Below are 12,542 nucleotides of genomic sequence, written 5' to 3' on the forward strand. Positions count from 1 at the left end.
CTCCGGGATCCGCGGCGCGGGTACCGGGTCATGCCGCTCAGTCGAGGCAGAACTCGTTGCCCTCGATGTCCTGCATCGTCAGGCACGACTCGTTGTACTCGTCGGCCCGCTGGAGATACAGGCGTTTCGCACCGAGCCGTTCCAGACGGGCGCATTCGGATTCGAGGGCGGCGAGACGTTCCTCGCCCACGAGGCCGGTTCCGACGCGCACGTCGAGGTGCAGCCGGTTCTTCACGACCTTGCCTTCGGGAACGCGCTGGAAATACAGGCGCGGGCCCGCACCGGCAGGGTCGGCGCAGACGAACCCCGCGCCCTGGAGCCCGGGTGGCAGCGACCGGTCGTAGGCGTCCCAGCTGTCGAACCCGTCCGGCGGCGGCGGTACGACATAGCCGAGCACCTCGCACCAGAACCGGGCGACGCGCTCGGGGTCCGCGCAGTCGAAGGTGATCTGCACCTGTTTGACCGAGGCCATGGGACCCACCCTAACGGTCGAGCACCGGGGCGCGGACGGGCGTGAAGGTGCCGAAGCGGGACTCCAGCACCCGCGCCGCGGCCAGGCAGGTGTCCTCCCGGTACCACGGGCCGATCACCTGCACCCCGAGCGGCTGACCGTCGACCACGGCGGTGGGGACGGCGACGGCGGGCACGCCGAGGCACGAGGTCGCCGTGCACAACCGCATGCCGAGCATGATCCGCAGTGCCGCGTCGGCGTCGGACGGGTCGGCGTCGAAGGGCCGTTCGGTCGTGACCGGACCGAGGATCAGCGGATACTGCCCGGCGAAGGCGGCCCAGTCCCGCTGCGCGCCGAACCGGGTGGCGGTCGCCGCCAGGTAGCCTTCGAGATCCGCGGGCGGCTGCCGCGCCATCGACAGCTCCATGTGCCGGGCGGACTCGTCGGTCAGCAGCGCGCGGATCGAGGGCCAGCGCAGGCCGAACTCGGCGGTGATCAGCGTGCCGTAGCTGGTGAGCACGTCGGCCAGGCGCGGCGGTTCGGCCTCGGTCACCTCGTACCCGGCGTCGGCGAGCGCGTCGGCCGCTCGCCGGATCTGCTCGCGTACCTGCGGGTGCACGCCGAGCCCGGCGGGGTCGGCGCACACCGCCACCCGCTTCGGCAGCTCCGGTCCCGTGACGGGCGCGGGAACGGTGCGCGGGTCGGCCGGATCGGTCCCGGCGAGCGCACCGAACGCGAGCCCGAGATCCGCGACGGTGCGGGCGATCGGGCCGTCGACGGGGAACACCTGCGCGGCGAGCGTGGGGTCCTGCCCGCCGATGCGGTGGTCCGTCGCGATCCGGCCGTGGCTGGGCTTGAGCGCGGCGACCCCGCAGTACATCGCGGGCAGCCGCACCGAGCCGCCGGAGTCGTTGCCCAGCCCGAGCGCGGTCATCCCGGACGCCGTGGCCGCGCCGTCGCCGCCGCTGGTGCCGCCCGGCGTGCGGATCGTGCCCCACGGGTTGCGGGTCTCGCCGAACAGCTGGCTGACCGTGACGTTCCCGCCGATCGTGAGGTCCGGCATGTTGGTGTGCCCCACCGGGATCGCCCCGGCCGCCCGCAACCGCCGCACCGGTGGAGCGTCGGCCGCCGGGACCGCGTCCGCGAAGTGCGGCACGCCGTGTGTGGTGGGGTGGCCGGCGACGTCGATGTTCTCCTTCACCGTGAACGGCACCCCGGCCAGCGGGCCCGCGCCGGTACCGGAACGCACCAGCCGGTCCACGCGGTCGGCCTCCGCCCGCGCCTGTTCGGCGAACCGCACGGTCACCGCGTTGATCAGCGGGTTGACCTCGTCGATCCGGGCCAGGTGGGCCTCGATGACTTCCCGCGCGGTCGTTTCGCCCCGTCTCACGGCACCGGCGATGTCCGCGGCGCTCGCGTTCCAGATCTCGTCCACGCCGCGAACATACACACCTGTATCCGAATACGCCTCTGTATATTCGGGGCATGGCCAGACCGAGCCGCGCGGAAAGCCGCGCCCGCACCAGGCAACGCCTGCTCATGGCGGCCGCCGAGCTGTTCACCGAACGCGGCGTGAACGGCACCTCGGTCGAGCAGATCGCCGAGCGCGCCGGGTACAGCCGGGGCGCGTTCTACGGCAACTTCGCGGACAAACACGACCTCGTGCGCGCGCTGCTGCTCGAACGCACCCGCGCCGAGGAGCGCGAGGTCCGGGAGATGGGGGCCTCTTTCGAGGCCGCCGCCGGCCGGTTGCGGGAGTGGAACCGCGAGCGCGCGGAACACCTGCCGCAATGGCTGGCGCTGCGGCTGGAGCTGGTGCTGCACGCGCTGCGAGACCCGGACAGCAGGCCGCTCGTCGCCGAGCGCGACCGCTTCGCGCGCACGGTGATCGCCGAGGGCGTCCGGGCCGGCGCGCCGGACGCCGATGCCGAGTTCCTCGCCCTGATCATCCACGCGCTGGAGGACGGCCTGCTGATCCAGCACCTGCTCGCCCCGGACGAGGTCCCGGCCGACATCGTCGTCGACGCGGTGTCCTGGCTGCTCAGACCGGGATCCACACCCGCATCGGGTGCGGGCCGCGGTTCGCCCAGGCGTAGTACGGGATCAGGGTGATGTCCGTGGGCCGCGCGGGTGGCTCCGGGGAACCGAACGGGCGCTGCGGAGTGCCGGGCGTGACCGTGCCGGAACCGTGCAGCACGGTCACCCCGTCCAGCAGGCCCGCACGGTGCTCGGCGCGCAGGGGCGCCGCCGGGTCCAGCCGGATGTCCTCGAGCACCACATCCGGCTCCTGGTCCGGCTTTTCGAGCGCGTAGACCAGCGGACCCCGCGCCACCGCGACACAGCCGCGCGTCGCGTCCACCCGGCTCGCGGACACCAGCAGGCGCGCGTGCAGGGGCAGGTTCAGCACCACCTGCTTGCCAGGGCGGAACGTCCGGCGCACCCGCGCGTACGTGCCCGGTGCGGCCACGGCTCCGTCCACTGTGGAGCCCGAAGCCCACTCCGGAATCCGCAGCGCCAGCTCCACCTCGCGATCCGGCGCCTCCCGGACGGTGACGACGATCCGGCCTTCCCAGGGGTAGGCGGTCGAAACGTCCACCGCGAAGTCCCCGGCGCGCAGCGAGCTGGGGGAGTAGAGGTGGATTTCCAGGCCGTCCCGGGACCCGGTCGCGAGGAGATCCGGCAGCCCCGCCAGCGTCCGCATCACGTTCGGCGGGCAGCAGGCGCAGTGGAACCACGGACGGCGCCCGTGCGCCGCGGATCGCTGGACATCGGCGCGCGCGCCGGTCCGCCGATGCAGCGTGTTGACGTAGAAGTAACCGGCGCCGTCCAGGGACACCGCGGGCAGGACGGCATTGTGCAGCATCAGCTCGATCTGGTCGGCGTAACCCGGATCACCGGTCGCCAGCAGCAGGCGCCACGCCCACCGCACCGCGCCGATCGCCGCGCACGTCTCCGCGTAGGCCCGGTCCGGCGGAAGCTCGTCCGCGCCACCGAATGCCTCACCGTCCCATCGCGACCCGACGGCACCGGTGACGTGCTGCTTCCGCGTTCGCATCGCGTCGTACTGCCCTCGCAGCGCCGCCAGCAACCCGGCATCGCCGGTTTCGACGGCGACATCCGTGGCGCCCGCTCCGAAGTAGACGGCCCGGACGGCATGTCCCTCGACGGTGGCCGCCTCACGCACCGGTACGCGGTCGGCGTAGTGGGCGGGATCGGCGTAGTGCGACGGGTCGAACCCCGGTTTCGAGGCGCGGCCGGACCCACGCGAGCCGACGAAGTGCCGGGCCAGGGCGAGGTACCGGGTCTCGCCGGTGTGCCGGTACAGCTCGACCAGACCCATCTCCGCGCCAGGGTGACCGTCCAGCTCGGGCCACCCATCGGGCCCGAACGTCGCGGCCAGGTGGTCGGCGAACCGGGTGGCGACGCGCAGCAGCCCTGTCTCCCCGGCTCGCGCGCAGGCCACCGCCGCCTGGAACAGGTGGCCGGCGCAGTAGTGCTCGTGACTCATCCAGCGCCGGGCGTAGCGAGGCTCGCCGCGCGCCTGGATCACCGAGTTGAGGTACCCGTCCTCGCACTGAGCGGCGGCGATGGTCCGCGTCAGCTCCCGGAGCCGGCCCGCCAGCGCGTCGTCCGGCGAGTACGCGTGCTCCAGGGCGGCGGCCTCCATCCACTTGTACACATCGGAGTCCCGGAAGCTGGCCCCCTCGGCGGTCCCGGTGGTTTCCCCGGCCGCGATCCGCAGCGCGGCGAGGTTCCCGGCCTCGGCGAGGCGCTGGTGACCCACCGGGATCGCGGCCCGGTTCGCCGCGCGCCGTCGCGCCCAGAAACCACCGGTGATGCGGCTTCCGGGCAGCGGATGCAGCGTCATCGAGCCTCCCGGACGAACCGGACGGCGTCGGCGATGACGACGTTGTCCGCCGCGTCGCTGAGCTCGACATGACCGCCGATGCCGCCGAGGAACGGGAAGGTGCCCAGCGAGACCCACTCGCCCCCGCGGACCAGCGGCGTGCCCGGCACCGTCTGGTCGACCGTCACCGGTGTCGTCCCGCCGGCGTGGTGGACGACGTAGGTCGCGTCGGTGGCGCGGTTGGACGCGGCCGGGTAGGAGGCCAGCACCTCGTACCGGTCGTCACCGGGCAGTGCGGGGCGCCACCGCGCCACATCAGTGCCGTCGCCCCGCGTGTGCGAGGCGTAGTTGAACCCGTAGTACCCGGGCACGCCCCGCCCGCTCGCCCAGGTGCCGGTGACCTCGAAACCCAGGCCGCCGCCGTTGTCCACGGTGAACTCCTCGCGCACGTCGGGCTGGTGCCGTGCCCGCACGAGGGTCAGCTCGTCCAGGCCGATGACCGTGCCGCCGCCGCGACCGGGGCCGGCCAGCGTGAACCGGATCCGGTGCGGGCCGGGCCGCAGGCGCAGCCGGTCGAGCAGGACCACGTCGTAGCCCTCGTCCCGGTAGGAGGTGAGGTCCACGGTGGACACGCGCGGCGCGGCGCCGTCCACGGTCACGCGCACCACTCCGCCGTCGGCCGTCCGGTGGTGCCGCAGCCACAGCTCGTACTCGCGGTCGGGACCGCAGGCGAAGGTGTACTCCAGGAAGTCGCCGACCGCGCCGGGCCGGTACACCGCGCGGGCCCCGGCGGACGCGGCGGTCTCCCGGACGACCTCGACCATGCCGCCGGAGCGACGGGCGCCGGGGGCCCGGTGCCCGAGGTCGAGGGCGCGCTGCGTCAGGTCCGGCCCGGTGGCGAGGCTGTCGCGCCCCTGCGTCAGCCATTCCAGGTTGAACCGCGCCACCGCCACCCGGCCCGGACTGCCGTCGAGGTCACCGTCGCAGCCGTAGAGCAGGACGATCGTACCGTCGGACAGGCCGGCCAGATCCGAGTAGAAGCCGCGACCGGTGTTGACCGAGCGGCTGTATCGGAACGAGGCGCCCTCGTCGTAGCTGACCGAGACGGTCATGTTCCACCGCATCGGCGCGTCCGGATGGCTGAACAGGACCCGGTCGACCTCGGCGCTGCGCGGCCCGCCGGTGTAGCGGACGAGACTGGTGTCCACGCCGTTGAACAGACCGGCGTTGAAGTCCATGACGGGCGCGTCCCAGGTCACGCCGCCGTCGGTGCTGATCGCGATGTCCCGCGGCCAGTCCTGGCCGGACCCGGGCCTGCTGTTGAGCACGACAACCCCGTCGCGGCGCTGCATCACGCGCGCCTCGCCGACGTCCGGGAGGTCGGGGCCCAGCGGGATCTCCCCGCCGGAGAGCCACGTCCGGCCGTGGTCGTCGCTGTACACGGTGGACACGCCGTAGTTGCGCTCGGCCGCGGGCACGCCGGTGATGACGGTGCGGTGCGAGACGGACAGGAGAAGCCGGCCCGAGTCGAGCTGGATCCCGTGACCCGGTCCGGGCCCGTGCATCGCCCAGTCGTACGGGAAGTGGTCGAACAACGAGGTCAGGTCGCGGCGCGCGCTCCAGGTCACGCCGCCGTCGGTGCTCGACGTGACGTACACCGTGCTGGAGTCCGCGGAGCAACTGGTGTTCTCGGGCAGTCGCACGCAGTTGTTGTGGAACAGGAACACTTCGCCGGTGACGTGGTCGACGACGAAGGTCGGGTTGGACCAGCACTCCCCGTTGACCGCCTCCGCGACCGCCCGCGACGCGCTCCAGGTCCGCCCACCGTCGGTGCTGCGGCGGATGAGCAGGTCGTGCGGGCCCGCGTCGCAGGTTTCGTGACGGCCCTCGGTGCAGGCGATGATCGTGTCGTCGGGCAGCACCGCCAGCGCGTGCACGTGGTAGCTGGCCAGCGGGTCGACCGTGATGTCCCACAGGGTCGACTCGGCGAAGAAGGGCGCGGCGGTGGGGGAGGCGAACGCGCGGGCGGGGAGAGCGGACGCGGCGGCGGCGGTGGCGACGCCGAGGGCGAACGTCCGGCGGCTGACGGGCATGACGCTCCTAAGAGGACGGCTCCGGGTGGAGGACGGTGTGCCGCAGCAGGTCACGCACCTGCTCCAGCTCGGTTTCCGTGCAGGGCAGGAACGGCGGGGCGGCGTGCGGCGGGCACAGGCCGAGCAGGTCCAGCGCGGCCTTGACGATTACGACCCCGCTCACCCCCGGCCGGATGGTGAACAGCCCGGTCAGCTGGTCGACGTCGTGCTGGCGGGCTTCGGCGGTGGCGTGGTCACCGGCGACGGCCGCGCGGAACAACCCGGCGCACAGCGCGGGCGCCAGCATGCCCACGCCAGGGACCAGCCCGGCCGCCCCGGCACGCAGCCCGGCGGCGAGCTGCCGCTCGGCGCCCTGGGCGATCCCGAACCCGGGCCGTTCCCCGGCCAGCTCGCAGAACCGGGCGAACAGGCGCGCGTCGCCGGAACTGTCCTTCACACCGACGATCCCCGGTTCGTCCAGGAGTCCGCGCAGCAGTGACGCGGTGACGGGGTTCCCGGTGTAGCCGGGGCTGTTGTAGACGATCACGGGACGGCCGTGCGTGGCCACCTCGCGGAAGTGCCGGTGCAGCTCGCTCTGGCCGTGCCGGTAGTAGAACGGCGCGAGCGCGACCACGGCGTCCAGGCGCACGTCATCGAGAATTTCTAGGCGCCGCAGGGTGTCCCGGGTGCCTGCTCCCGGCACGGTCACCAGTATGCGGGCGGGTTCCCCGGCCAGGTCACGCCACTGGGCCGACACTTCCGTGGCGTAGTCCCGCACCTCGGTGGCGGTCAGCAGCGGCCCCTCACCGTTGGTGCCGCCGAGCATGAGCGTGGTGATCCCGCCCGCGGCGAGGTGCTCCAGCAGCGGGAGCACGGCGGGTGGATCGGGCCGCCCGCGCCGGTCGAGCGCGGTGACCAGGGGGATCGTCACACCGGTGACGAGGTGGTCGGAGCTGTCGGACGTGGCCGTCATGGGCACTCCCTCCGGGAAGTCGTTCGGATGCTAACCGCGGCCGGGGCGGGGGACCAGGGGCTAATAGGAATTAGCAAAATCGGCACGGTGGCGGATAACGAGTAGGACACCAAGTATGCCCAGGATCCTTGACATGCCAGGGATTCGCGGTCAACACTTTGCGACCATCGCACTGGGGCGAATTAGCGGGAGGACGGACGATGAACCGCGGACCGGTCCGGCGGCCGACGCAAGCCGATATCGCCCGGCTTGCCGGGGTCAGCCAGGCCACCGTCTCGCTCGTGCTGAACGACCGTGACTCCGACGTCCGGATCAGTCCGGCGACGCGTCAGCGCGTGCTCGCGGCGATGCGGGAGTGGGGTTACGTCGCGAACCTCTCCGCTCGCTCGCTCGCCGGCGGCCGCAGCCGCATCATCGGGGTCTACACGTTCGAACCGGTCTTCCCGACCACGAGCGTGGACTTCTACTTCCCGTTCCTGCTCGGCATGGAACAGCAGGCCGCGGAGCTGGGGTACGACCTGCTGCTGTTCACCAGCGCGGGCGGGCAGCGGCAGATCTTCCGCGACGGCACCACGCGGCTGTCGCTGGCCGACGGCGCGCTGCTGCTCGGCCGGTACCCCAACACCGAGGAAATCGAGCAGCTGCGCGACTTCGGCTACCCGTTCGTCTACGTCGGGCACCGCGAGGTGTCCGGTCCGCCGGTGTCCTATGTGGCCGCCGACTACACCAGTGCCACCCAACAGCTCACCGAGCGGCTGTTCGGGCTCGGGCACGAGCACGTGGCCTACGCCCGGATCGGCGACGGCGACCTGCAACCGAGCCGGGACCGCGAAAAGGGGTTCCGGCGGGCCGTGCCGTCGGGCCGCGAACGCAGGCTGCCCGGTCCGGTGTGGACACTGGAGTCCACCGAGGACGTCGAGGGCCTGCTCGCTGAGATGCGCCGCGGCGGCATCACCGGCCTGGTGGCCGAGCAGGACCTTCTCGCCGAGGAGATCCTGGCCGTCGCGCACCGGCGGGGACTGTCGGTGCCCGGCGACCTCAGCGTCGTCGCGCTCGGCGACACGATGGGCGCGCGCGGTACCGGCACGGACTGGACCCGGCTCGTGGTGCCGCGGGAGGAAATGGGCAGGCAGGCCACCCGCCTGCTGGTGCGCCTGCTCGAAGCCGACGACCGCGAGGCCGTCAGCGAGAACGTCGAATGCCCGCTCGCGCCGGGCACCACCGTGGGACCACCGGCCGGGGGCGGCGAAGCCCCCAGAAACGGGAGAGAGTCATGACGCAACCCGCCCCCACCGACTGGAACACGTGGGACGTGCGGTACCACACCGCGGCGGCCCACCTGCCCTCCGGGCTGCGCGTCCGGATCGGCATCGGCACTCCGGACGGCGAGGTCTTCGACGGGTTCACCTGGCGGCAGGGCCTGGAACGGCTCGGGCACAAGACGGTCGACGGCGAGTACGCCGAGGTCACCGTCCGGCACGGTGAAGCCGTCCTGCGGCTGGTGTTCACCAATCCGCGCAAGGACGTCCTGTGCGGTCTGGCCGAATGGGCCGGTCCGGTCCCCGAAGGTCATTCCGTCCACCTGATCGTCGACAAGCTGCCGGGCGCCGCCGCGCCGCCGGACACCGAGTGGCGCACCTCGATGTCGGTGGCTCCCACCGTGCACGACGACGACGGCGCCACCCGGCTGGACCTGGGCACGGCACCGTCGTACCGGTTCGCGTGGGCGCCCGCCGGGGACACCGGCGAAGATCTGGAGTTCGACTTCGACGCCGCGCGGGAGCGGGCCGAGTCGGCGGCGATCGGCAGCTCCGGCTGGCTCGGCCGCGCCGCCGAGGGCTACCAGCGGGCCCTGACCTGGAACACGGTGATCCGCACCGATCTGGGCCGGGTCATCACGCCGACCTCGCGGGACTTCGTGTGCCAGGCCCGCGGCGGCTTCTACGGCACCTGGGCCCTGCACGGCTGGGACACGTTCTTCTGCGGGCTGACCGCGACCTGGATCGGGCACGACTACGCGCGCGGTATCCACGAGCAGATCCTGGAGCAGGTGACCGAGCGCGGGTTCGTGCCCAACCGCGTCTCCGACGAACGCGGCCGCACCGACGACCGCTCGCAGCCGCCGGTGGGCGCCTACACGATCCTCAAGTCCTACCTGAGCACCGGGCTGTCCGACGAGACCCGCGACCGGCGCCTGCTCACCGAGACCTACCCGGTGCTGCTGCGCTGGCACGACTGGTGGAGCAGCGACCGGCGGGGGCCGCACGGCATGCTCGCCTGGGGTTCGGACCCGACCGACGATCCCAAATCGGCCACGGTGGACAGTACGCGCCGCGAGTCCGGGCTGGACGATTCACCGATGTACGACGAGATCCGCTACGACCCGGACACCCACACGATGGACCTGGCCGACGTGGGTCTCAACGCCCTGCACGCGATGGACGGCGAAGCGCTCGCCCACATGGCCGGTCTGCTGGGGGACACCGCGACGGCCGAGCGGCTGCGCGCGGAAGTGGCCGACACGCGCAAGCGGATCGACGAGGTCTTCTGGGACGGGGACGCCGGCCACTACCGCAACCGGCGCGCCGACGGATCGTTCGACGTGCACCTCGCTCCGACGATGCTCTACCCGCTGCTGGCCGGTGTGCCGGACGCGGAACGCGCCCTGGCGACAGTGGATACGTTGCTCGCGCCCGACCTGCTCGGCGGATCGCCGCCGCTGCCCAGCGTGTCGCGCAGCGATCCCGGCTACAACCGGCACTACTGCCGCGGCCGCATCTGGGGCCCGATCGCGTTCCTCGTCGTGGAGGGGCTGCGCCGCTACGGGCTGGACGACCGGGTCGGCCACATCGTCGACGAGCTGCTGAGCATCTTCCGCCTGGAGTGGGAGGAGCACAGCCACGTGCACGAGAACTACTTCTCCAGCCCGGATGAGGACATCCACCCCTTCGAGGCGCGGTCGGACTTCCTGCTCAGCTGGGGCAACCTGCTGGCCTACCTGGCGATGCAGCAGCTGGCCGACCCCCGCGCGGGCGGGTGGCGCTTCGCCCACCCCGGCCGCGAAACCGGGCTGACCAACCTCACCCTGCGCGAAGGCCCGCTCGGCGTCGAGGCCACCGCCGGACGGTTCCGGGTCACGCTCGACGGCTCGACGCTGGTGGACGCGCCTGCCGACGTGGTGATCGAGGACTACACGCGCGACGGCGACATGGTGCGTGCGGTGATCCGCAACCCCGGCGGCGGAGTGGTCACCCTCGGTGTTCCGGCGGCGGCCGGTGAAACGGTGACGGTCCGGGGGAGCAGCGTCGCGGTCGAACCCGGCGGCGTGGTCACCCTCGCCGCGGCCGACGGGGAAGTCGTCCTCGGCAGGCCGTCGTGATCCGCGTCGTCGTCAAGCGGCTCCTGATCGGTGTACTGGTGATGTGGGGTGCGGCGTCGCTGATCTTCCTGATCGTGCGGGTCGCGCCCGGCAACCCGGCGACGATCCTGCTGGGCCCGGACGCCACACCGGACCAGGTGCAGGCGCTGACCGCGAAACTCGGCCTCGACCGGCCGCTGATCGCGCAGTACCTGAGCTACCTCGGCGACGTGGCCCGGCTGCACTTCGGCGACTCCTACCGGCTGGGCGGCCCGGCGATGGCGGAGGTGTTCGGCCGGCTGCCCGCGACGTTCGAGCTGATGCTGTTCTCCACCCTCATCGCGGTGGTCGCGGGACTCACGCTCGGCCTGGTGGCCGCGGCCCGTGCCGGCGGGATGCTGGACCGGGTGGTCTCGGCGGGCACGATCGCGTTGCAGTCGTTCCCCACGTTCTGGGTGGGCATCATGCTCATCCTGGTCTTCGCGCTCGTCCTGCGCGCGCTGCCCAGCGCGGGCGCCGGCACACCGGCGCACCTGGTCCTGCCCGCGGTCACGCTGGCACTGCCGTTCACCGCCACCGTCGCGCGGCTGACCCGCACCAGCGTCTCGGAGACGCTGCGCGAGCCCTACATCGCCACCGCCCGGTCGAAGGGCCTGGCGCAGCACCAGGTGCTGTTCGGGCACGCGCTGCGCAACTCGCTCATCCCGGTGGTCACGGTCGTCGGCCTGCACATGGGCGGGCTGATGGGCGGCGCGGTCGTGGTGGAGAACGTGTTCGCGTGGCCGGGGCTCGGCACGCTGGTGGTCGACGCGGTGTCCAACCGCGACTACGAGGTGGTGCAGGCGGCCGCGTTCCTCATCGCGGGCGTCGTGATGCTGTTCAACCTCGTCGCCGACCTCCTCTACTCGCAGCTCGACCCGCGCATCCGGCTGGAGGGAGCGGCATGACCGCGCAGGCCGTCGTCGCGACCACACCACGCCGCCGCGCCGCGGGCCGCTGGTTCGGCCGCGTCCCGCACGTGGTGCTCGCGATCTACGCACTGGTCGCCGTGTTCGGGCCGCTGCTCGTCGACTACGACCCGGTCAGCACGGCGCTCAACGACCGGCTGCTCGCGCCGGGATCGCCACTGTCCACCGGCGGGACCGCGTGGTTCGGCACGGACGGCCTGGGCCGGGACGTCCTCGCGCAGGTGATCTACGGTGCGCGCACGTCGGTGATCATCGGGTTCGCGACGGTCGCGGTGTCCTGCGCCGTCGGCGTCGCGGTCGGCGCCGTCGCCGGGTACTTCCGGGGCTGGCCGGACACGATCCTGGCCCGCGGCATCGACATCCTGCTCGCGTTCCCGGCGATCCTGCTCACCATCGTCATCGCGGGCGCGTTCGAGCGCAGCGTGCTGGTCGTGGTGACCGCGCTGTCGGCGACGGCGTGGATCTCCTTCGCCCGCGTCACGCGTTCCGTCGCACTGTCCACCCGGGAACGCCCCTGGGTGGACGCGGCGCGGGTGCTGGGCGTCGGGCGGTTGTCCATCCTGTGGCGGCACATCCTGCCGTTCACGATCGGGCCGGTGATCGCGCTGGCCACCCTGGAGTTCGCGCTCATCGTGCTCGCCGAGGCCGGCCTGTCCTTCCTCGGCATCGGACTGCCCTCCTCCGCCGTGTCGTGGGGGCAGGTCATCGCAGGCGGCAAGCAGTACCTGGCCACGGCCTGGTGGATCTCGGCCATCCCCGGCATCGCGCTGTCGCTGCTGATCATCAACATCGGAATCCTCGGCGACCAGCTCACCGCGCGGCACGGGCGCGGCCACGTCGGCCGGTAACCGTCCACAGCAGACAGGAACACGC

General features: G+C 72.4%; 10 protein-coding genes. 5 read left to right on the forward strand and 5 right to left on the reverse strand.

All coding sequences use genetic code 11. From position 1 onward, the window contains the following. Positions 1 to 37: 37 nt before the first annotated feature. A complete protein-coding gene (locus HNR02_RS23645) occupies positions 38 to 472 on the reverse strand; it encodes a VOC family protein (protein WP_179775305.1) in 435 nt (144 codons plus the stop codon). A gap of 10 nt (positions 473 to 482) precedes the next feature. Next, the gene (locus tag HNR02_RS23650) at positions 483 to 1,886 is read right to left on the reverse strand and encodes an amidase (protein ID WP_179775306.1); all 1,404 of its coding nucleotides are present in this window, start codon (positions 1,884 to 1,886) and stop codon (positions 483 to 485) included. 50 nt (positions 1,887 to 1,936) lie between these two features. Here HNR02_RS23650 and HNR02_RS23655 point away from each other — a divergent pair, with 50 nt between their 5' ends. Further along, positions 1,937 to 2,563, forward strand: a complete 627-nt coding sequence (locus tag HNR02_RS23655) for a TetR/AcrR family transcriptional regulator (protein ID WP_179775307.1) — start codon at positions 1,937 to 1,939, stop codon at positions 2,561 to 2,563. Here the strand turns inward: HNR02_RS23655 and HNR02_RS23660 are convergent. The 3 genes from HNR02_RS23660 to HNR02_RS23670 are packed head-to-tail and all read right to left on the reverse strand — an operon-like array spanning position 2,493 to position 7,343. Next, on the reverse strand, positions 2,493 to 4,319 hold the full coding sequence (locus tag HNR02_RS23660) for a glycoside hydrolase family 127 protein (protein ID WP_179775308.1): 1,827 nt from the start codon (positions 4,317 to 4,319) through the stop codon (positions 2,493 to 2,495). The genes HNR02_RS23655 and HNR02_RS23660 overlap by 71 nt on opposite strands. Then, complete coding sequence (locus HNR02_RS23665; protein WP_179775309.1) at positions 4,316 to 6,391, reverse strand: golvesin C-terminal-like domain-containing protein; 2,076 nt, start codon at positions 6,389 to 6,391, stop codon at positions 4,316 to 4,318. The genes HNR02_RS23660 and HNR02_RS23665 overlap by 4 nt, the downstream gene beginning before the upstream one ends. Before the next feature lie 7 nt (positions 6,392 to 6,398). Continuing rightward, a complete protein-coding gene (locus HNR02_RS23670; protein ID WP_179775310.1) occupies positions 6,399 to 7,343 on the reverse strand; it encodes a dihydrodipicolinate synthase family protein in 945 nt (314 codons plus the stop codon). Positions 7,344 to 7,543: 200 nt separating this feature from the next. On the opposite strand from HNR02_RS23670, the gene HNR02_RS23675 reads away from it, so the two are divergent. Genes HNR02_RS23675 through HNR02_RS23690 form a run of 4 tightly spaced genes read left to right on the forward strand, consistent with a single transcriptional unit; the run spans position 7,544 to position 12,517 of the window. After that, positions 7,544 to 8,620: a LacI family DNA-binding transcriptional regulator gene (locus HNR02_RS23675; RefSeq protein WP_179775311.1), complete on the forward strand. Its 1,077-nt coding sequence runs from the start codon at positions 7,544 to 7,546 to the stop codon at positions 8,618 to 8,620. After that, positions 8,617 to 10,722 carry an amylo-alpha-1,6-glucosidase gene (locus tag HNR02_RS23680; protein ID WP_179775312.1) on the forward strand — a complete coding sequence of 702 codons (2,106 nt, stop codon included), beginning with the start codon at positions 8,617 to 8,619 and terminating at the stop codon, positions 10,720 to 10,722. Before HNR02_RS23675 ends, HNR02_RS23680 begins: the two co-directional genes overlap by 4 nt. Further along, a complete protein-coding gene (locus tag HNR02_RS23685; RefSeq protein ID WP_179775313.1) occupies positions 10,719 to 11,648 on the forward strand; it encodes an ABC transporter permease in 930 nt (309 codons plus the stop codon). Before HNR02_RS23680 ends, HNR02_RS23685 begins: the two co-directional genes overlap by 4 nt. Next, positions 11,645 to 12,517 (forward strand): ABC transporter permease, encoded by an 873-nt coding sequence (locus HNR02_RS23690; protein ID WP_179775314.1) that lies wholly within the window; start codon positions 11,645 to 11,647, stop codon positions 12,515 to 12,517. The genes HNR02_RS23685 and HNR02_RS23690 overlap by 4 nt, the downstream gene beginning before the upstream one ends. The last annotated feature ends 25 nt before the right edge of the window (positions 12,518 to 12,542 follow it).

Origin of the sequence: Amycolatopsis endophytica (assembly GCF_013410405.1) — a bacterium.
GTDB classification, from domain to species: domain Bacteria; phylum Actinomycetota; class Actinomycetes; order Mycobacteriales; family Pseudonocardiaceae; genus Amycolatopsis_E; species Amycolatopsis_E endophytica.